Source organism: Marinococcus sp. LNHM5E3-2.1, from assembly GCF_056034365.1.
The window spans coordinates 247,184-266,124 of the sequence record NZ_JBQLIB010000001.1 but is presented as its reverse complement, the minus strand read 5'-3'; the positions used below and the strand labels follow the sequence as shown (position 1 = coordinate 266,124).

General features: G+C 48.6%; 22 protein-coding genes. 2 read left to right on the top strand and 20 right to left on the bottom strand.

Annotated elements, in window-relative coordinates; genetic code table 11:
• Window positions 1–222: 222 nt before the first annotated feature.
• Window positions 223–576 (top strand): YolD-like family protein, encoded by a 354-nt coding sequence (locus ACTRXH_RS01475; protein ID WP_474280266.1) that lies wholly within the window; start codon window positions 223–225, stop codon window positions 574–576.
• Between the two features lie 460 nt (window positions 577–1,036).
• Here ACTRXH_RS01475 and ACTRXH_RS01470 read toward each other — a convergent pair whose 3' ends face one another.
• The 7 genes from ACTRXH_RS01470 to ACTRXH_RS01440 form a co-directional block, all read right to left on the bottom strand.
• A complete protein-coding gene (locus tag ACTRXH_RS01470) occupies window positions 1,037–1,264 on the bottom strand; it encodes a phage holin (protein ID WP_474280264.1) in 228 nt (75 codons plus the stop codon).
• Window positions 1,265–1,282: 18 nt separating this feature from the next.
• Window positions 1,283–2,269: a peptidoglycan recognition protein family protein gene (locus ACTRXH_RS01465; protein WP_474280262.1), complete on the bottom strand. Its 987-nt coding sequence runs from the start codon at window positions 2,267–2,269 to the stop codon at window positions 1,283–1,285.
• A 19-nt stretch (window positions 2,270–2,288) separates the two neighbouring features.
• A complete protein-coding gene (locus ACTRXH_RS01460; protein WP_474280260.1) occupies window positions 2,289–2,693 on the bottom strand; it encodes a hypothetical protein in 405 nt (134 codons plus the stop codon).
• A complete protein-coding gene (locus tag ACTRXH_RS01455) occupies window positions 2,660–3,217 on the bottom strand; it encodes a hypothetical protein (protein ID WP_474280258.1) in 558 nt (185 codons plus the stop codon). Before ACTRXH_RS01455 ends, ACTRXH_RS01460 begins: the two co-directional genes overlap by 34 nt.
• Window positions 3,195–3,875 carry a hypothetical protein gene (locus tag ACTRXH_RS01450; protein WP_474280255.1) on the bottom strand — a complete coding sequence of 227 codons (681 nt, stop codon included), beginning with the start codon at window positions 3,873–3,875 and terminating at the stop codon, window positions 3,195–3,197. The genes ACTRXH_RS01455 and ACTRXH_RS01450 overlap by 23 nt, the downstream gene beginning before the upstream one ends.
• 115 nt (window positions 3,876–3,990) lie before the next feature.
• Complete coding sequence (locus ACTRXH_RS01445) at window positions 3,991–4,200, bottom strand: hypothetical protein (RefSeq protein ID WP_474280253.1); 210 nt, start codon at window positions 4,198–4,200, stop codon at window positions 3,991–3,993.
• On the bottom strand, window positions 4,193–6,076 hold the full coding sequence (locus ACTRXH_RS01440) for a phage tail spike protein (RefSeq protein ID WP_474280739.1): 1,884 nt from the start codon (window positions 6,074–6,076) through the stop codon (window positions 4,193–4,195). The genes ACTRXH_RS01445 and ACTRXH_RS01440 overlap by 8 nt, the downstream gene beginning before the upstream one ends.
• Here ACTRXH_RS01440 and ACTRXH_RS01435 point away from each other — a divergent pair.
• Window positions 5,975–6,289 (top strand): hypothetical protein, encoded by a 315-nt coding sequence (locus ACTRXH_RS01435; RefSeq protein ID WP_474280759.1) that lies wholly within the window; start codon window positions 5,975–5,977, stop codon window positions 6,287–6,289. The two genes, ACTRXH_RS01440 and ACTRXH_RS01435, sit on opposite strands and share 102 nt — an antisense overlap.
• Window positions 6,290–6,320: 31 nt before the next feature.
• Here ACTRXH_RS01435 and ACTRXH_RS01430 read toward each other — a convergent pair whose 3' ends face one another.
• The 13 genes from ACTRXH_RS01430 to ACTRXH_RS01370 are packed head-to-tail and all read right to left on the bottom strand — an operon-like array spanning window position 6,321 to window position 18,933.
• Entirely contained in the window at window positions 6,321–7,424 is a 1,104-nt protein-coding gene (locus ACTRXH_RS01430; protein ID WP_474280251.1) for a glycosyl hydrolase family 28-related protein, read from the bottom strand.
• 4 nt (window positions 7,425–7,428) lie between these two features.
• Window positions 7,429–7,962, bottom strand: coding sequence for a hypothetical protein (locus ACTRXH_RS01425; protein WP_474280249.1), 534 nt, complete (start codon window positions 7,960–7,962; stop codon window positions 7,429–7,431).
• Window positions 7,963–7,973: 11 nt separating this feature from the next.
• A complete protein-coding gene (locus ACTRXH_RS01420; protein ID WP_474280247.1) occupies window positions 7,974–8,756 on the bottom strand; it encodes a distal tail protein Dit in 783 nt (260 codons plus the stop codon).
• A complete protein-coding gene (locus tag ACTRXH_RS01415; protein WP_474280245.1) occupies window positions 8,753–14,743 on the bottom strand; it encodes a peptidoglycan DD-metalloendopeptidase family protein in 5,991 nt (1,996 codons plus the stop codon). The genes ACTRXH_RS01420 and ACTRXH_RS01415 overlap by 4 nt, the downstream gene beginning before the upstream one ends.
• Window positions 14,744–14,785: 42 nt before the next feature.
• Window positions 14,786–14,941 (bottom strand): phage tail assembly chaperone GT, encoded by a 156-nt coding sequence (gene gpGT, locus ACTRXH_RS01410; RefSeq protein ID WP_474280243.1) that lies wholly within the window; start codon window positions 14,939–14,941, stop codon window positions 14,786–14,788.
• 23 nt (window positions 14,942–14,964) lie between these two features.
• On the bottom strand, window positions 14,965–15,348 hold the full coding sequence (gene gpG, locus ACTRXH_RS01405) for a phage tail assembly chaperone G (protein ID WP_474280241.1): 384 nt from the start codon (window positions 15,346–15,348) through the stop codon (window positions 14,965–14,967).
• A gap of 60 nt (window positions 15,349–15,408) precedes the next feature.
• The gene (locus ACTRXH_RS01400; protein WP_474280239.1) at window positions 15,409–15,717 is read right to left on the bottom strand and encodes a hypothetical protein; all 309 of its coding nucleotides are present in this window, start codon (window positions 15,715–15,717) and stop codon (window positions 15,409–15,411) included.
• An 11-nt stretch (window positions 15,718–15,728) separates the two neighbouring features.
• Window positions 15,729–16,349 carry a major tail protein gene (locus ACTRXH_RS01395; protein WP_474280237.1) on the bottom strand — a complete coding sequence of 207 codons (621 nt, stop codon included), beginning with the start codon at window positions 16,347–16,349 and terminating at the stop codon, window positions 15,729–15,731.
• 12 nt (window positions 16,350–16,361) lie between these two features.
• On the bottom strand, window positions 16,362–16,691 hold the full coding sequence (locus ACTRXH_RS01390) for a gp17 family tail completion protein (RefSeq protein WP_474280235.1): 330 nt from the start codon (window positions 16,689–16,691) through the stop codon (window positions 16,362–16,364).
• Between the two features lie 57 nt (window positions 16,692–16,748).
• Entirely contained in the window at window positions 16,749–17,123 is a 375-nt protein-coding gene (locus ACTRXH_RS01385; protein WP_474280233.1) for an HK97-gp10 family putative phage morphogenesis protein, read from the bottom strand.
• Entirely contained in the window at window positions 17,120–17,461 is a 342-nt protein-coding gene (locus ACTRXH_RS01380) for a phage head closure protein (RefSeq protein ID WP_474280231.1), read from the bottom strand. Before ACTRXH_RS01380 ends, ACTRXH_RS01385 begins: the two co-directional genes overlap by 4 nt.
• A complete protein-coding gene (locus tag ACTRXH_RS01375) occupies window positions 17,430–17,744 on the bottom strand; it encodes a head-tail connector protein (protein WP_474280229.1) in 315 nt (104 codons plus the stop codon). Before ACTRXH_RS01375 ends, ACTRXH_RS01380 begins: the two co-directional genes overlap by 32 nt.
• A gap of 19 nt (window positions 17,745–17,763) precedes the next feature.
• A complete protein-coding gene (locus ACTRXH_RS01370) occupies window positions 17,764–18,933 on the bottom strand; it encodes a phage major capsid protein (protein ID WP_474280227.1) in 1,170 nt (389 codons plus the stop codon).
• Between the last annotated feature and the right edge of the window lie 8 nt (window positions 18,934–18,941).

Genomic DNA, 18,941 nt, shown 5'->3' with positions numbered 1-18,941 from the left:
ATTGATACTAAAAAGCTTGTAGCCCAGATGTAGCCCAGGTAACGAAACCATGTCACGCCAGACTACATAAAAAAGTCCCTGCTGCAAAAGCGGGGGCTTCTTTGTTGTGCGCAGATACATTATATAAAAATTTTCCTGTGCCGGCAAATGAAAAAGTTTTCTGAAAGAGGTTTATTAGAACATTTGTTCGTGTATAATAGTACCAAAAAAGGGGATAGTTACATGGGACTACGACCAAACAAACTAACACCAGGATATAACATGCGCTGGGAAAGTATGAGAATGATCTTACCAGAATGGAGAGAAATGTATTTAGAAGAGCAAGCAGAAAGGCGGAAAGTAGACCCTCCCCTTATCGATGAACAGCTGTTTGGGGAATTTAGTGAAATCATGCATTTAAGCATGGAAGAAAATGATTATCTGCAGTTCACCTATTGGAAAGACGGATACTATCACGACACGATCGCCTATATTCATCGCATTGATCAGATTCCGCCCCGAGTGCAAGTAGTTGACGCAAACCATAGAAATTTCTTTATTCCGTTGATTCACATTAAGCACGTGGACTGGTTATAGTTTGCGGGACATGTCTGCGGAATAGAACTATCCGTTATTTTGCGTAGTATTGTTTACCAAAATGCCTGTTTTATCAGCTTTAAGATATATAGCTATTATTGAGTATATGTATTTTGGGGGCAAACTGGGGGCAACTATGGGGGCAATTTTTCGGTCGATAAAATAATAGACAAAAACGCAGCCATACAAGGGAGGGCTGCGTTTTCTTGGGTGCAGAAATAGAATATTAGAAGAATACGAAGTGTTCTCTGGGGAAAGAACAACCTTAGTATATCCAAAACCGCTCTGTTTGAAAAACGCGGTTTTGGCTTATCAAGGCTGAAATAAAAGCTTCCCGACAAGCAGTCGTGCCCATGCTATGTTTTTTCCTCATCCGTATAACTCTAGGCATATTTTTATGTACCCGCCCGACTGTGTGACAACAGCCGGGCTTCGATAAGAATGTGTACCACGTTCGTACTTAATTCAATCCCTTTTCCTGCAGAGTCGCTTTCTGTGCCTTCCCTTTCTTCGATACATAATTATTTCTCCAGGCGGCGTACACGACGAAGATCGCACCAGCTGCGTTTGCTAAAGCATCGATCACTTCCTGCGGAAAATCCAAGCCAAATGGTTCTAGAATTAATTTAACCGCAGCGAGTACCGCCACGGTTAATCGAACCACGCTCCCTTTATCCAAGTCTTTCATGCTTTCACCTCCTTTGTATTAGTCCATAGCTTTGGTGAGCGCTTGTTTCGTATTCGGGCCATAAATGCCATCCACTTCATCCGGTACATGGACGCTCTGGAACCGTTTGACCGCATCTTCCGTGTTCGGTCCGTAGATCCCATCCACGCCATTGTTCTTGGCGTCTTTGTTCGGATAGAAGTGAACACTTACCAGGGCTTTCTGCAGCTGCTTCACGTTGCCACCTCGGTCTCCTTCTTCCAGGACACCGTTCGGCAGTCCGCCATTTGTCGTTAGTTCCTTTAGGGTTTTCCGCGTTTCTTTGCCCGGTACACCGTAGTAGTTCGCCCCGTCATAAGAAATGTTTTCATCATCGTGGAAGGCTCGCACCGCGTTCAGGGTTTTTTGCCCTAAAACGCCATCTACCGGACCGGCATTGTAGCCCAATTCGTTCAGCAACTTTTGCGCTTCCTTCGTTTCATCCCTTGGAATCATCCACCAGTCGTCGTGGTAATCCGCAAACGACTTCCCTTCATAAAGAGGAGCAGAGGCTGAACCACCAACTGCTTTATTATCACGCATCGCTGCACGAACCACGTCCATGTTAATCCCCGGACATAGCTTGTGAACGTTTGGAAATTCCCGATGCCCTTTGAGTTTCGGATTGTATTTTTTGAGCTTCTTCATGAGTTTCTTGTAAAGCTTACGGAAGGATTTCTCCTGCTTTTTCGTGAAGCTATCCACCCCAACCAAGCAGATATGCACCGATTCGCTATTATATCCTCGAACTCCGTTCGTACGCACGTTAAGGTCATAGTTACGCTCAATGTTTCCGTTTCGCAGAATTACGTAGTGATAACCGCCGGCGCTGTACCATCCTTTGGTGTGCTGCCAGAAGTTTTCAAATGCTTCCGAATCTCCTTCTTCGGTCGCTGAACAGTGGCGAACGATGAAATCAATAGCGCTGAGTGCTCGTTTGTTATAACCGCCAAATGCTTTTTTGCGTCGATCAATTGTTCTTGCCATACGTATTCGCTCCTTTGGTTTAGCCAAAAATCCATTGGCCGATATAATATAAGCCGCCACTGCTTCCTGCGAGTAATGGAAGAGCAATGCCGGCCAGTTTAAAATATTCTTTTTGTTTCTGAGCTTTCGTCATTCCCAGGCGATGATTTTCCAACGTGACAATTTTGTCGGAATGTTTTTTGATCCGGTGCTCCATGCGTCCTTCCGTTTCGTTCAACGTTTCCGTGAGCCGTTCGATGCTGGTGTTAAGCTGTTCGATTCCCTTGTCATGCTTATTCTCCAACCGATCCATGCGATTGTTGTGCTTGCTCAACGTGTCGTAGATCTGCTTGAATTCCACATGTGATTCCTGCACCTTTTCATACTCACGTTTCCAGTATTCCTCACGGGTTAGGAACCCTCCTGAATTTTCTTGATCTGCCATAGCGCCGCGCCCCCCATCAGCACACATCCCATATGAATAAAGACCACCAGGCTGTAGCCAAAGGAATGAATGTAGAGTGTCGAGGCGCTAAAGCTGGCCATCGTGTAAAAGCTCCAGATCATCGTACCGAGGAGGCCGGCAGCGACAATCCACCAGTACTGCTGATGGTTATCCTGCGCGAATGCGAGCAACCCGTAAGCAAACACGCCTGCGTTCAAGATAAACAGCAACCCCCAGTATTGAACCGGGAACAAGCTCGTCATCACCTCATACGTCGGAACGACTTCGGCGTAGCGGCTTTGCGTAATCATGACCATGCCAAAACCGAGAATCAAATTCCGGCCGATCATCCAGATACAAGTGACAAAGAGGGCGGGATCAAGTTTGTTTTTATTAATGCCAAAAATATACAGAATGTATTCTCCCTCCTTTACATGTGATAGGTGCTCGCCTCCTTTCGGGAAATCTAAGGCATAAAAAAGACGCTTCTCTAAGAGCGTCTTAACTGAAAGAATAATTTTCATTACTTTTTAAAAACACTTCGTATGATTGAATCTTTTCTTCTACTTTTTTATTATAAAATTTTTCGTTCTCATTAAATAAATTCCTTATCTCAACACTAGTCACCATTTTTTCCGCTTCAGAAATACGCGTAAAGAAATCCTGTATCGGTTTATATTCTTTATATTTATCATCATCAACGTAACCTTCTGGTGTAACATATTCAGATTCAGCTTCAATTTCTATTTCAAAAAGGTAGGTTTTGTATAATTGACGTTTTGCCTCTTTAATCAACCTGTTAGTTTGACTACTATTCAAGTCATAAATCCTTATATTATTTATTAATTTGTTTAGTATTATATCTTTATCATACGCGTGCACCCCCAAAATTCTGTCACCTTGGGCTATGTGAGCCAAGTTATAATTAATAGTAGGCTCAGCTATCTCTTTCAACTGTTCTATCGTTGCCGTAACATCTTTCATTATTTGTTTTGCTTCTCTTAATTCAGCACTCCCCCCTGAAGCACTAAACTTAAAACTCTTTAGCTTATCTAGATTAATAAAAATCGCAGCCACAAAGCTAACCACTAAAACAAAAAACATTGTGGTGTTATCATAAAAAATTCTCATAGTTATTGGAGGCCCTAAAATGATAATTGCTGACATGATTTTATTGGTCATAATACCCCACCTATCCGTATCGGTAATAAATATGCCTTTTTTAATTTGTATATCCGATAAAAATATTATACAAGAATCAATTTAACACGTAACCTATTTAGGACAGTGGGACACATTATTTTAACTTTAATTCATTGTTTTGAACCATAAATTTATTAGCTAAATCCACAATCGTTCCTTCTTCATCCACCACCTCTTCTTTCTTCATGAGAAAGAAATGATCATATTGCTTGTTCGGCACGACTCGAAAGCCTTCTAGCGTTTCTATAATATTCCCTTCCTCGTCGACGTTCACATAGCAATGAATATGCTTGTTCTTAGCCATCCAACCACCTCCTTGTCACTCGTAAATAAACTCGTTCGCCACTAACTTCTGATTTCGGTCGTAAATAGACCGCCATTTCTTCCCCGGTAGGAGGCCCCAGGTCAATGGTGACTTCCTGCAGCCGTGGATCATCGTCATCTGCAGTACTAACACTGTTATCGGTGTTCGTGGTGGATACATGCGCCAGCGTTTCCACATTATTATTTGCGTACTCACCTTGTTGAATGTAGGCATGCGCTCGGTTGCCGCTTACCGTGTACATAAATAAACGCATGTTCAGGTAGCGCTGATCATGCGTGAAGACATAATATTGAGCTGTCTGGGGCTGATCGGAGGTGCTCGTATGCCAGTACCCATCCGTGCTGTTATCGTGATAGACGTTGGGACCCGTGAGCGGCGGATCCGCGCCCTGGATATCGATATTAAAGGTATTCATGCCGTCCTCAATAATCGGATGCCCGTCTGGTCGCACCACCGTGAATTTGCCCGGCTCGATGATGGTTTGCTGTTCAGTTTCCTCACTCCGCATATGAAACTTGTTATTCTCGATCGTGAGCAGTCCGTTTTCGCCCATGAGCTTGATGAGGGCTGTTTTAATGACGCCGGCGTTCAACTCATCGGCGGTGAAGCCTTTCGGCGTGCCAAAGGTGCGAAAGTTCCATTGCCCTGTGTCGGTGTTCACTTCATCAGCCAAGGCAAAAATACCCGGCCCTAAGTACAGCGCTCCGTAATCTTCGCTCTGGGCATCCGTGTTTTCCAACAGAAATCCCTGGTTATCCAAGACCTCGGCCCGCGTGTATGCTCCGCTGGCCACGAGCTGATTCTGCAGAGCATTGATTTTCCCCTCGAGCCATTGCGTGTTCTCGATATGCTTCGGGATCTTGTCGTCCCAGATGCCTTCTTTGATGTTTAACGTGGACTCGATCCGCTGCAGCTTCTTGTCGTCTTCGTACAGGTCGATGTAATTACCCAGGGTCAGCTCGCCGGTTTCCGGTTCGGTGAGGGAGCCTTTTCGCTCGATCACGCGGGCTTCAATCGTCAGCGCCGGCATAAATTCCCGGTCGATCACGACCAGCGTATCGCCCAGGCGAACCTTTTCATGGTCGAGTCCCCAAAGGGATAAGCCCACCACCGTTACCGAATAGGTTACTTTCGGCTCTTTGGCCTGCTTGAGTGCTTCCTGGGTTCCTTCCAGGAGCTCTTCCGGATCCTCCGTGTCGCTCATTTCATGAATCCCTTGACGGTGCCGGCGGCTGCCATCGTCATTCAGCCGACCGAACCGCAGCAGCGCTTCTTCGTCTTCCACGTAATCCTTGCCGTCGTTAACGTCGGCAAAAGTGATTCGCCTCCCGTAGCCGCCGGTCGCTTCACCGTTATTATCGGTGGTTTCTTCGCCTTTGCCCCGACCGTAGAGACGGGTTTTGACGCCCTCCATGTTCACGGTCCGGGTGATGGCTTTTAGGTCTTTCGTGTACTCGAGCCGTTTGCCCGTAGTTGTGCCCCGCCGTTCCAACAAATCCACCGCCCGCTCCGTGACACGTTTACCCGTCAGATCAATCGAAAATTTCAGTTCGCCGCCCCACGCGGGAAGAATTTTTTCATTGATCGCTTTCAGTGGAGATGTGTCGTAGTAATTGATACTATGGGTCCCTAAATCGTGCACGGTTCGCGGCGACCATCGTGTTCCTTCCAGAGCTTGGCCCAATGCTGCAGCGGCCGAGGCATTCTGCGGGCGCACATCTTTGATAAAATCATCTTTAAGCTCGTAAAACGCATGAATGCATTGGAACGTCACATCATGACTGTCTTCATGCGCCTCCTCGATTTCATCAATCTCAAACATCTGATAATCGCCGTCCTCGTCCTTGAAAACCACATAATAGCCTTCTTCGATGTACTCGGCATGTGGCCCGTGCATATCAAATTGAAACGTATAGTCCCCGTTGATCACTTCATGCCACTGGTCATTAAAAAAGGGCTTGCTTTCGCCGCCCAGTACATCGATGATTTGTTCATTGTGATCGAGCACATAGAGCGTTGGCATGATACCCTCCTCTCCATAAAATCAGCAAAACACACATGTAAATGAAATATTGTTACTAAATGACAAATACTTTTATTTACGTTATGCCATGATTGACACCCATTGTAATATCGGCAGTGCTGTACTCCTCGTAATTACTACCGGTTTCACTATGCAGGTGATTACCATCAATAATAGCCTGCCCTCTTCCTCGCAAGGCATCTCCTTCTTCACACCAAATATAATTATCCCTTACGTTATATCCTTCGCATTCTGGCATTAATAGCCCCTGATGATTGCCTCGGAAGGTATTTCCTTGAATTAGGCCGTCTTTGGCCAGCCCGCCATCCATCATTTGAACGGTTCCTTTCGCGTCATCGGTATTATCGGTCTGAGCAATAATCGTGTTGTTGATCATCTTTAATCCTTCCACGCTTGCCCCTTCCACCCCGTGCATCGTAAATGCCGCATGAGCCGTAGGATGGTCTTGCTTAATAAGGGAATGTAATAGCTTAATGTTTTTATTTGCGCGATGGACTTGTGTGGATGTTCGCCAGCCGATGCCGCTATAAATGCGATCCATGGTAATATCTTCGGATTCTTCAATGCCTACGCACTCATAGCCCCCGTATTCATAACGCCCTCCGATAATTTCTGATTGTTTCGCTCGCACCGTTCCTACCGTATATCCCATCGTTCCGTACGTTTCGGCTAAATCAGAGTCATAATTGACGTATTCCGCATGGACGTTATGAATGGCACTGCTTTCGCAATCCATCAACCCAATGCCAATGTGACGCTCGTCGCGAAAATCATTTTTATTTCCGGTCAGCCGGAAGTTGCGGAACAGGACATTGACAGCGTCTTCTTCCGTCACGAGGTATGGAAAGATGACAGGACTGCCCCGGAAATCCCGTGCATCCAAATCGAAATCTTCTCCGAGTAAGAGGCGTGTCCCCCATCCTGCCCCGTCAAAGATAACGTTCGAGGGGAACGATAACGTGCCTGTGAACAAATAATCGCCGAAAGGAAGATAAAGCAGGCCGCCGCCTTGTTCCTTAAGATAATAGGCATAGTCCTGAATGCCGGCCGTATCGTTCTTCTCTCCATCCCCTTTGATGCCGAAATAACTGATGTCTTTGGCTTTTTTGCCTCCTAAGCGGTAACTGCCATTGCCGCTTGTTCGATAGTATGAGCCCATCTTTCTACCTCCAAACCTTCATCACTTTAACTGTGGCATTTGCTGTTTCCCCTGAAAAGTTCTGGACACGGCATTGAATGTCCCCGACCTCCGCTAAGGATTTCGCTTCTAGCATGTTTGTAGGTATCAAAAATCCTTGTTCTTCGTCCGTACTGGAGTAACGCATAATAACCAAACTGCGTGCCGGAAAATCTTCGGAGAAAGTATTTGGCTCATCATCCCGCATAGGAAAAAAGCTGCGTTCTGTGACGCCACTGTCGCTCCACGAAGAATCAAAGCGTGTCAATCGCCATGGCGCTTGATCAATAGCGACGGCAATCCACGTTTCTGTTTGCCCCTCGTCCTCAATATTAATGTTTCCTGTATTGCCGTCCGCGGTTATTTCCCCGCTAAAAACTTCCTCGATTTTATGATTTACAGTACGTTGTACCTGTTGTGTTTTTCCAAAAGGGATAAATTCATTCAACAGATCATCCCATATCTGCGGGATCGGCAGTCCCCGGTTGTCTTTGAGTATTTCTTTATCTTCGTAACCCATGTTTCCACCTCCTATAAGTATCGTGGCTGGTATTCTACAGTTATTTCAGCAGCACCCGACGGACTGGCAATCAACTGATTGTCGCCTTCCTCCAATTGAAAAAAACGACTCTCGATCGTGAGGTCGTTCATCCGCCGAGCGTTATTTACCGTAACGTTTTCCTTTACACAGTCAATGACCAGGGTATCTCCGATTTCAAACTGCCTCTCGACTCGTACATAATGATCGTCATTCAACGTAATGCGAAAATCCTCTGTCGCTTCGGTAAATACAACAGTAACGACTGGCAACGCATAAATGGTGCCTTCCGTAATGATACGCCCTGCCGACGAATCTGGAATCATTGTTGGCATGAACGGCATGAGCAGAATCGTCGTTTCAGGCTGCAGTAAGGTTTTCGTGATCGTTTTGCCGTACGCAAACGGGTCGTAAATCAACCAGGAGAGCGTTCCTTCGCCGCGCATCTCTGTTTTATCGAAATTTGTGCTGCCATCCAGTTTCGCTTTATAGGAAAGGTCCGGTTCATCATAAAACGAAATCTCCCCTGCCTGGTACAGCAAGGGAGCAAATTCCCGCACCCGGGAACGGAACTTGGTAGGGTCCCGCTCCATGAGCGCAATATCGGTTTCTATAGTAAAACTTTCAAAGCGGCTTTGACCTAGCAGTGTCCCATGCCGCCCCGGGACGTTAATCGTGGTATTAGAGATCGGCGGCAACAACGGCCGCCGAATGTCTTCGACGTGGAAGTAGGAGGACAAATCCACGCCGTCTTTGTACATGATTTCAGGGATCATCCTCTCACCTTCCTTGCTCGTTTCTTCCCTTTATCCAGCTCGACTGCCATCGCAGGCGCTAGTTCGCGGGAGACTTTCCTGTCATTCATATACACGTTCGTATCCTTCAGTACCAGCTCAGTGAGCAGCTCCACCTGTTTGTTGACAGCATCGAGCGTTTTGGTTAACAGATCGATTTGTTCCCGGTCACTATTACGCGCATGCGTTGGTGCTTGTTGCGCAGGTTGGTTCTCAATAGCTTTGAGTTGATTGCCCAGGTATGCGACCAACCTGGCCACTTCGCTATCCTGCAACCCATTCGTGAAGCCAAGCATGTCCCCCGTTTGCTTCCAGATGGACCGCTGGCTTTCTTTTTTCGATGGATCGTGAGAAATCACGGACTCGGAGTGCCCACCTTCCGCTAACCAGGCCAACTGTTTTTTGTTAACGAACCCGCCGTCTTTGTAGCCGACGTACCCTTTGCCTTGGCGGAGGTTTTTCAAGCCAGGCACATCATCAATGCCCCCATACCGGCTTTGGATATAATTAATCGCCGCAGCCGCATTGTGGGCGCCTTTGAAGATATTGTTCCAGCCACGTTCTTTGTGAGCATTAAATGTAGGATCAATGGTCTGCATCAACCCTTTGGAAGGAATGCCATTTTTCGCGTTGATGTCCCAGTTGTTTTGGGCTAAGGGGTTCCCGCCCGACTCTTCCATGGCAATCTTTTCGAGTCCGCTCTGCCAATTCTTCCCGACACCAGTTTTGGCAATTGCCTGCCGGATCCACTTGGATACATTGGACGGGGCATTTACATCGTAATTACTGCCGCCGAACAGGGACTCATCATTCGGATTCACGGCACTGCCGTTCCGTCGTACTTCGAAGTGGACGTGCGGACCGGAGGAATTCCCGGTCGAACCGACTTCCCCGATCACGTCGCCTTTGCTGACCCGGTCGCCCACACGCACATTATTTTGGCTGTTATGCCCATACACAAAATCATAGCCGCCAGAACTGACAATGATGTGCCGGCCCAGGCCGCCTTTGTAGCCAGAAAAGCTGACTTCCCCGTTCGCCTGCGCTTTGATCCCTGTGCCGGCCGGTGCGGCCCAGTCTTCTCCTTTATGATTCCGGCTGGCAAAGCTGAGGCCGGTGTCCCGCGGACCGAAGTTACTCGTTTTATAGAATCCCGGACCAAAATTAACACCGGAATAGGAAGACACCCCGCTGGTTGCCGGTTCTTCATAGCCGCCACCAAGCGTCTGAGGGTCAACATATTCCCCGTCTTTCTTCACCCCGTAGTGCACGTGGGGGAACGCTGTTGCACCCGAAGGTCCACTGGATCTGTCCCCGACGGTACCGATAACTGTGCCTTTGTCGACCCAATCATTCATCCCAACGTGTGTATCTTCCATGTGGGCATAAACATATTCATAAGGATCTTTGGTAATGCGGATTTGCCCGTGACCCGGAGTTACGCTGGTTACTTTCCCAGAGGCCTGTGCTTTAATCGGCGTTCCTCTTGGAGCAGCAAAATCCATCCCTTGATGCATTTGAGTTTCATCATCAATTTTATTTCCGTCGCTATAGTTGATATTATCAGTGCGTTTAAAGGGGCCGTACGGATTTTGAAGTACAAATTCACCGCCAAAGTCCGGTCGGCCTTTCCCGCCATCGAAGTCCGGAAGGATTTTATCCATTAAAGCTGTGCCGCCGGAACGTACGATTTTAGAAAGAAGATTTTCGGCAATATCTGCAAAGACCGTTTGTCCTTTTGCTAAACCACCGGCCCCGTCCGAGGTAACGCCCATCGGGTGACTGAAGAGCCCTCGTGGACCTGTCCCTTGACCATTAATATTGGTCCAATCGCCCTCTAACATCCCCGGAAGACCCATGCGACTTAATGCTCGAGCGAGGATATTTCCCCCGCCCCAATTCTGGTAAAAATCCGAGCCGACATCTTTTAATTTATCTAAGCCTTTGCCGATCCATTCTTTTGCTCGGCCACCCATGTTACCAATAAAGTTTTTCACATTTCCGACAGCATCTTTGGCGTTATTAAATCTATCTTTGATCCATCCTACTCCAAAGGCATATTTCGGCACGTTTCCAAGCAGCGATTTGGTATCTTTCGCGCTCAATACGCTAGAACCCTTAGGCAGATTCATCAGTGTATCTTTAGCCGGCGAAATGCCGATGCGTCCGTCCGGCGTACTTATTAATTCAGGGCCGGCGTTGCTGCCTTTGCCGTCCCCCACAATCGCAGGACCGCCTGCATGACCTTTGGTGCCCTGAGCGAACTTAGGAATATACTCAAAGATATCGAATTTTTTGATCGTATTAGAATCGCCGCCAAGCATATCAATGACCCAGTTCGCCCCGCTAATAACACCGTTGATCCCATCTTCTAGTATTTGAGCGACACTGTTTATTAAGTTCTCTACTTTGCTGGTCATTTTGCCAGCCATTTCAGCAATACCATCACCGAGTTTTCCTGGTAGATCCTTCGCAAAACCGACCAAATCATCAAACGTATCCGAGACCCAATCCTTGATGTTATTAAAAATCTCTTTCGTGTTGTCCCAGAGCGTGTCCCAGGCGTTTTCGACCCCGGAGGCAATATCGTCGGCAAAGCCGGTGATCGTGCTCCAGATGCCGTCCCAGGTGTCCCCGAGCCAGTCACGGACGCTCCGAAACACCCCTTTCGTCCCTTCGAACAGGGTGTCCCAGGTCTCTTTTAGCCGGTTCCAGAGGTTTTTAGCGATGTCCGTAATTGTATCTCGGAGTTTTCGCCACAAATTGAGCAAGAAATCGCGCTTGTTCCGGAAGATATTTTTCGTTCCTTCGAATAAAGTATTCCAGGTCTCTTTGATTCGATTCCATAGATTGGAGACAATATCAGCGACGGTATCCCGGAGCTTCCGCCATAGATTCAGCAGGAAATCACGGGTTTCCCGGAAAATCGTCTTCGTTCTTCCTTTTAACGTAATCCATATGCCCCGCACCCGGTGCCACAATCGTTCCACCAATTCTACGACCGTATCACGAGTACCTCGCCAGAGATTAACCAGGAAATCACGAATGGAGGCAAACAACGACCGCGTTGTAGTTGTCAGCGTATCCCAGATCGATTTCACCCGGTCCCACAGATTCGAGACGATATTCACGACCCTGGTACGTAGATTCGACCAGAGATCCTGCAAAAAGTCACGGATTGCTTGGAAGACCTGTACTGTGAAATTCCGCCAATAGTTGAAGATAACCTCCACCCGGTTCCATAAGCGCTGGACCAGGTTCACCACCGTATCGCGGATGCCGGACCAGATACTCGACAAGAAATTCGCAATGCCATTAAACAGGCTGCGCGTGATAGAGGTGTAGATGTCCCAAACCGCCTTGACCCCATTCCACAAGCGCTGAACCAAGCCAACCACCGTGTCCCGAATGCCCGACCATAGATTCTGGAAGAAATCACGTAAATTCCGGAAGATGATTTTGGAGCCTTCAATGAAGTTATCGAACACCCACTGGGCGGCCGTCACGATCGCACTGGTTACGGTGTCCCACACGGATTGAATACTGGACCAGATCGAGCTGAAGAAATTTCGCAGGGTTTGGAAACTTTCTCGCACCCCTTCAATCCAGTCATCGAACATCCGTTGAATCGTAATCACAATGGCTCGTACCACCGTCCGAAACACCGAGGAAATGGTTGACCAGATGTTACTGAAGAAGTCCCGCAGCCCGTAAAAAATCGCCGATATCGTGGCCACCACCGCGGTAAATCGGCTTTTCAGGAAATTAAAAATGGTCTGTACGACCGCCCGAAAGATTTTTCGAATCGTATCCCATCCGGCTTTAGCAATACTGCCGAAATTTTTAAACAACGCCTTCCCAATTTTCAGGATGCGCCCCACGAATAAAATGTTGATGTATCCCCATACGGCCTGAATCGCGCCTTTGAAGATCTGCTTGACCCCTTCCCACATTTTGGAGAAATCGCCGGTCAACAAGCCGGAAAATGTCTTGATCAGCCCCATAATCACGTCCAGGACGCCCGAAATCAGATTTTTGATTCCATTCCAAACGCCTGAGACCAGGGTCATGATCGTCGGCATGACAAATTCAATCGTCGCGAGAATACCGGTAAAGGCTCCACCGACAATGGTGCCGAGCACCGAAAAGACATTCTTCGCCGCCTGAAGGATTTGCTCCCCGTTTTCCTTCCAGAATTTCTGGATTTTCGCGATCGTATCGTTCACGAAGGCCAGCATGTCCTCAAAAATCGGACGCGCCCGCTCGACAATCGTGTTAAAAATCCGCAGGATCCGAGCCCGCCAATCCACGAAGACCTCGGCAATGCGCTCGACCGGTCCCTGCAGCCAATTCGGCAGGCCGCCGATCCAATCGGTCATCACTTCGCCATCCGTGACGACTTTCTTAAAGATATTTCCGAGCTTGCCCACAGTTTGGCGGAAACCATTAAACAGCTCTCGTAACGGACCGATGCGTTCTTTCACGGTATCCCAGTTTTTATATAGAAGTACGCCGGCCGCGGTCAGCGCGGCAACCCCGGCCACCACTAACCCCACTGGCCCAGTCAGCCCTACAAACGCGAGTTTTAACGTCGGCAACAAACCGCCGAGCATGCCAAAGGTTTTAAAGACCGTGCCGACCGCAGCTGTTAACGAGCCGAATACTTTGAGCATGGCCCCTAACCCAACGACGACAGGTCCGCCGGCCACTGCAATACCGCCCAGGATGCCGATGAATTTCTGCGTTTCCGGGTTCAGAGAGCGAAACCGGTCCACTAGACCGCCAATCGTATTTCGAATGTTGTCCATGACCGATTCAATCGTGGAGCGAATCGTCGGCATGTTAGCGAGGATCCAGTCCAGCATTTTCTGAAATGTCGGCATAAGCTCTAACCCAATTTGCATCCCAACCGCCCCGGCTGCACGTTTAATGCTGTCCTGGGCATCCTGGAATTCAGAGGCTGCTGATAATTGATCTTCCGACATCACAATACCGAGCTCCTGCGCTTTGGATTTAGCTTCATCCATCGTCATGGAACCGTCTTGCAGGGCCGGCATCAAATCCCGGGCCATTTTCGTACCAAACAATTCCGATGCCGCCGCAGATTTCTCCTGCTCCGATTCCATTTCGGATAACGTTTGGATCGACGTAGCCATGGCGTCTTCGGAACTAACAGTGCCGTTTCGGACATCCTCCATATTCACGCCCAGGTTCGTTAAAGCATCGGAGTATTTTTCGTTACCGTCGGCCGCCCGGCCCATGCGTTGGTTCAAGCGTCCCAGGGCCCGTTCCATCGATTGCTGGGAAATGCCGTTCTGGGAGGCCCAGTAATCCATCTCCTGATAGAAGTCGGTCGAGACCCCCATTTTTTGCGAGGATTTCGCAATTGCGTCGGCGTTTTCCGTCACTTTATTCGTTAAGCCGTAGAGGGCTCCGCCGGCAGCTGCAGCACCGCCCGCTAGGATGCCGCCCATTTTGGTCCAGCGCTTGCCAAAGCCCATCACCTTGTCGCCGGTGTTGGACATGGTTCGACCAAATCCCTGCAGCTTATCCCCCATCTTCGTCCACCGGCTGTCGGCAATCTTTTGCTGCCGCTCGAGCTCGGCCAATTCATTTTTCATGTTGTCCAGCTGGCGGGCCGTGTTCCCAAGCGCCGCTTCCTCTTTTTCCAGAGCAATACGGGCATTTTCGGCGGCGACCGAGTTATCACCCTTTTCCTGCCGCAGCTGCTCGTATTTTACCCGCTGCGCTTCCACCACTTTTGCTTGCGCTTCGTGCTTCCGGCCCAAACTCTCGACTTGCACACCGAGCTTTTGGGCCGAACGGTCACTGTGTTCGAAGGAAGACAGGTTCTTTTTCATCTGATTATCAGCTAATTTTAAGTCCCGTTTCATGCCGGATAACCCGCGCTTTAATTCGGAGTCATCCAGGCCGGTTTCGATCTGCATGCGCCCTAATACATCAGACATATCCGTATGCCTCCCTTCGATTTCGTGACGTGAAAAAGCCCATCAGCCGCCAAAGGCAGCGATGAGCGATTGTTCTTCTTTCGGCTGTTTGTCTTTCACTTCGTCCGTGGTCAACTCCAGCACATACCGCCACGGCATTTTTAAGACTTCATTGATGTCCTTGCCGTTTTTCATGGCGTGCCGGGCGATCCGGTCCATATGTTCCTTTTGCTTCGTGTAAGTTAGTTCTTCGCTCCCGACGCTTTGGAGTGCTTGGCGATCAACTTTTTTGTGGCGTCACTCTGGTACCCTTCCGCCACGAATCGGATTTGCTCCTGCAGGATTTGGAAGAAATCCGGCCCATGCACACCTTTCTTAAAGTCCTGAATGGTGAAGCGGTCTTCGTACAAACGATGGACAATAAAGTTCATCATTTTATCAATGATTTTCTTATCAAAATCACTTTCCGCGTTTTGGATTTCTTCCATGAGATCAATCGCTTCATACGTCACGTCAAAAGGAATGAACATTGGGGTCACATACACCTCGGTGTCCTTAATCTCACGGTTCTCATCAAGTTCAGTTACCAGTTCGAGGGCGGATTGCTTTTTTTGTTGGTTGGCCATAGGGGAAAACTCCTTCATGTGTAATTTTTTATTCTGCGCAAAATAAAAAAGAGAGGCAGATTACTCTGCGCTCTCCTTATCGTCGGATGGTTCGGTGTTCTCTGACTCAATTGGTTCAGCTTCCGTAGCGACTTCTTCTGTTGTCTCCGGTTCCGATGGTGCCGGAGGGTCTGGCTGCACCACTTCTTCTTGGATAAAAGCTGCGTAGCCGTGTTCCGGATGACTCATGAGCTCTTCCAAGCGAGCCTTTTTCGGTTTCCCTTTCACCGGATAAATATCTCCCGGCTCGTAGGTGTGTTTCGTATCACGGTCACGGAACTGAAGCAACACCCGATACTGCTTATACGGTTTGGCTGTTGTACTCATCATTACTCCACTCCTTAGGCTTCTGTTGTGCCGTCATCCGTGCCGCTTGTATCATCTTCTGTCGGCATGTCCTTGCCAAAGATTTTCTGGAACACTTTATTGATTTCTTCGGTATCGTCTTTCGCACACTGATACTTCACTTCGGAAATATCGTCTGATACCCGAGGGTTAAACTCCCCGCTGATTTCCTGACTGGAGAATTCCACAGTGTCCTGCTTGGTGTTCCCTTCCGTGGCGGGCACCATGAATTTCCCTTTCGCCAGGGCGACCAGTTCCACGGAGCCATCCGCTTTGTCTTGGAAGTAGATGATCCCGAGATCCGGCGGGTTCATGTCGCCTCTCCGAATGATCAATCCATCGTCATCTTCCTCATAACCCAACATTTCTGCCCGGATTTCTAAAGGAATTTCGTGGAAGGTCATACTCACTTCTGTCGTCCCGTTCGAGGTAGCCACTTCCGCGACTTTGTTGTCCCCATAGGCCTTCACGAATTCTTGGGACGGGGTGACGCCAATCGTTTGAGCGTATTTAACAGATTTGATATCTGAGTACGTCGCCTCTGTTTTGGTATCGCTGTCCAATAACGCATAGTGAAACCCGTGAATCCCAACTTTGGCGCTGTAGTTTTCTGGCATAATGCTTCACTCCTAAATTTTTAATAGTTTTCCATGATACCGACGCCCGTCCCGAAAGATCTGGCGTGCTTCGTCATAGCTGAAAATGGGCGTGCCTTGCTGCATATCAATAGTGCTCATGGCTTCCCGCACTGCTCGGGCTAATGGTGTAGCGGGCTTGCCTTGATCGTAACAGTCCACTTGGACCGTATATTCATCCGCCAACGACATGTTATCCGCATAATCCGTTGGCAGATCGTTCATCGGCACCAAAATGATATAAGGGGGCTCAATGGTCGATGTTTCTGAGATTTTATAGCTTTTGACATGGCTAGGGAGGCACCCGCTCTCGAATATAGGCATGTTGCATGAGCGCCCGAAACACGATCTGCAGGATATCTTCCGGAGGTTCGTAGTTGCTCATCCCATCATCCTTCCCACAGCTAGCATCGCCTGATACATTTCCATTCGGCTCGCCTGCATGGCTTTCGTGATCGTGCCCTGGGCCGGCTGAAACATGGTGCCGAATTCCACGAAATGCACCCGCCAGCGCGTATCTTCACCCCAACCGGTTTTAATAATACGTTGGCCGCCTTCGGTCACCGGACCGCTGTTCACCATGTTTTCGCTAATATGAGCCCCGTCCCGGTCACTGGTCGGCAGGTCCCGCTTAATAGCTTTTTCCAAGACTTCCTGCCCGGCCCGGAGCATCACATCCTGGTGCTTTTCATACTGCTTGATTTGTTGGGTCATGCCTTCTTCAATCTGATCGAATCCCGTAATTTCCACGCTCATGCTTCCACCCCTTTCGTGATGATAGTCATGAACCGCTTTTCGTCATAATCGAACACCACTTCATCAATTGGCAGGTCTTTGCCCTGAAAACGAACAAGCATTTTGTTGGTGACGTGTGGCCACTGCCGGAGATGAAACGTTAATTGCTTCTCCGTGTTGTTCTGCACCGCCGTCTGGTAATCTTTCATGCCTTCGTGTTCGACTTTCGCCCAGCAGGTCCGGAGCACGTCCGGTTCCGGGTCTGTCGGGTGCAATACATAATCGTCCAGATTCTCACTAGTTGGTTCGTCTGGAAACCCCACCAGGCTAATCCGTTGATTCAGCTCCCCAATCCTCATCGGTCCATCCTCCAAACCTGGCCTGCAGCTTAAACAGCAGGGATTCTAAGGAAAAACCACGAACAAATCCTCGCCCTGTCGGCTGCCGGTCTTCATACCAGTGCGCCACAAGAAACTTTAATGCTAAACAGGCTATCGGATCCTCCTCCGATAGCCTGCCAAACCGATAATCGGTTTCATCATGAATATAAGCTTTGGCGGCTTCAATAAATTCTAAAATCAACTGATCTTCTTCATTTCCATCAATCCGAGCAAAATCTTTAGCTGCCGTAAGCATATCCATCCTGCGTCACCTCACGTTCTTATGCTTCGACCGTGGCATTCAGTTCCGTAAATTCGAGATATACGGCCGCTCCGCTGTCGATCATTTTGACATCTTCCCGCTCAATGAAACGCATATCCGTGGAGTTCCGCGTGAACGCTTTGCCGCCGGTCTGCGTGGTGAGAATTTCTTGTTGCTGACGGTCAAACAGCGTAATGGCTTCTTTTAAATCCCCAACGATCAAAGGATAGGCTGGTGTGTCTTCGGTGCCGCCGTTTGGCAGGAAAGCATCGGAAACCACCACGACCTGACGCCCTTTAAAGACTTTCCGTGTACGGTCCTGGGGATCATCCTGCAACAGGTACCGGCCGTCGGCATCTTTCAACACATCAAGCTCGTGAAATGCACTCTGGTTCGTGAGCACCGTGGCGGAAGCTGCAATGGCAGGATCCAAAGTTACGTTAAAAGCTTTTTTAACATCATCAAGCGTGTCGATGGTGGTCCGGCTCATGTCTTTTAGCAGGTTAAGAATCAGGCTATTCCGCGTAATCACCGACTTTTTCGCAATCCACTGCACCACATGGGCAATGATATTTTCCGGAGTGTCACGAATCAGTGTGTTTGAAAGCGGCAGGATGCCGGCATAGTCTTTCACCGCATATTCGGCTCGTTCAAATTTTGGCCCGCCAATTTCGCCGATTTCATCCATTTCCGTCACGTTATCCAACGGGGTCATGCTTTCGAGTTTTTCAAACACCCGGGATCCGCTTGGCAGTGCCACCGGTACCGTATTCACATAACGCTCGAGCGCCACAAACTGCCGCTTGTATTCGTTAATGCGTGTCGAAATGTCTTCCGGCACCAAAAAGCCGCCGTCCTCATTCGGGGAGCTTTTCAGCGCATTGGTCACTTCGCCAGTTTTCATGAAGTTTACAAAGGCTTGGACCTCTTCCTGATTCTGATCGACCTGTCCCGCTAAACGAGCTGCTTGAGGATCAATCTTCCCATCTCCCAGGTTACCATCGCCCAGATCCAACGTCTGAATGCCGTTGGTGTAGCCGTCGATTTCATCAATAGCATCGATTTTCTCCCTGGTCGTCTGCATTTCTTTGCGAACCTCGTTAAATTTCTCCATGTCATCGTTTTTAAGATGGTTTTCGGCATCCTGCTTTAAGGCAGCAAGCGCCTGCATGAGTTCTCGTTTGTTCATCTTCGTCA

Bases quoted from the DNA above. Each gene is read 5' to 3' on its own strand.
- ACTRXH_RS01430 (WP_474280251.1), bottom strand. From the start codon at position 7,424: ATGGGCTCATACTATCGAACAAGCGGCAATGGCAGTTACCGCTTAGGA.
- gpG (WP_474280241.1), bottom strand. From the start codon at position 15,348: ATGGCCAACCAACAAAAAAAGCAATCCGCCCTCGAACTGGTAACTGAA.
- ACTRXH_RS01415 (WP_474280245.1), bottom strand. From the start codon at position 14,743: ATGTCTGATGTATTAGGGCGCATGCAGATCGAAACCGGCCTGGATGAC.
- ACTRXH_RS01380 (WP_474280231.1), bottom strand. From the start codon at position 17,461: ATGAGGATTGGGGAGCTGAATCAACGGATTAGCCTGGTGGGGTTTCCA.
- ACTRXH_RS01425 (WP_474280249.1), bottom strand. From the start codon at position 7,962: ATGGGTTACGAAGATAAAGAAATACTCAAAGACAACCGGGGACTGCCG.
- ACTRXH_RS01470 (WP_474280264.1), bottom strand. From the start codon at position 1,264: ATGAAAGACTTGGATAAAGGGAGCGTGGTTCGATTAACCGTGGCGGTA.
- ACTRXH_RS01370 (WP_474280227.1), bottom strand. From the start codon at position 18,933: ATGAACAAACGAGAACTCATGCAGGCGCTTGCTGCCTTAAAGCAGGAT.
- ACTRXH_RS01475 (WP_474280266.1), top strand. From the start codon at position 223: ATGGGACTACGACCAAACAAACTAACACCAGGATATAACATGCGCTGG.
- ACTRXH_RS01420 (WP_474280247.1), bottom strand. From the start codon at position 8,756: ATGATCCCTGAAATCATGTACAAAGACGGCGTGGATTTGTCCTCCTAC.
- ACTRXH_RS01455 (WP_474280258.1), bottom strand. From the start codon at position 3,217: ATGAAAATTATTCTTTCAGTTAAGACGCTCTTAGAGAAGCGTCTTTTT.
- ACTRXH_RS01445 (WP_474280253.1), bottom strand. From the start codon at position 4,200: ATGGCTAAGAACAAGCATATTCATTGCTATGTGAACGTCGACGAGGAA.
- ACTRXH_RS01385 (WP_474280233.1), bottom strand. From the start codon at position 17,123: ATGAGCGTGGAAATTACGGGATTCGATCAGATTGAAGAAGGCATGACC.
- ACTRXH_RS01435 (WP_474280759.1), top strand. From the start codon at position 5,975: ATGAATGCATTGGAACGTCACATCATGACTGTCTTCATGCGCCTCCTC.
- gpGT (WP_474280243.1), bottom strand. From the start codon at position 14,941: ATGGACCGGATCGCCCGGCACGCCATGAAAAACGGCAAGGACATCAAT.
- ACTRXH_RS01390 (WP_474280235.1), bottom strand. From the start codon at position 16,691: ATGCCTATATTCGAGAGCGGGTGCCTCCCTAGCCATGTCAAAAGCTAT.
- ACTRXH_RS01395 (WP_474280237.1), bottom strand. From the start codon at position 16,349: ATGCCAGAAAACTACAGCGCCAAAGTTGGGATTCACGGGTTTCACTAT.
- ACTRXH_RS01465 (WP_474280262.1), bottom strand. From the start codon at position 2,269: ATGGCAAGAACAATTGATCGACGCAAAAAAGCATTTGGCGGTTATAAC.
- ACTRXH_RS01400 (WP_474280239.1), bottom strand. From the start codon at position 15,717: ATGATGAGTACAACAGCCAAACCGTATAAGCAGTATCGGGTGTTGCTT.
- ACTRXH_RS01375 (WP_474280229.1), bottom strand. From the start codon at position 17,744: ATGGATATGCTTACGGCAGCTAAAGATTTTGCTCGGATTGATGGAAAT.
- ACTRXH_RS01460 (WP_474280260.1), bottom strand. From the start codon at position 2,693: ATGGCAGATCAAGAAAATTCAGGAGGGTTCCTAACCCGTGAGGAATAC.
- ACTRXH_RS01450 (WP_474280255.1), bottom strand. From the start codon at position 3,875: ATGACCAATAAAATCATGTCAGCAATTATCATTTTAGGGCCTCCAATA.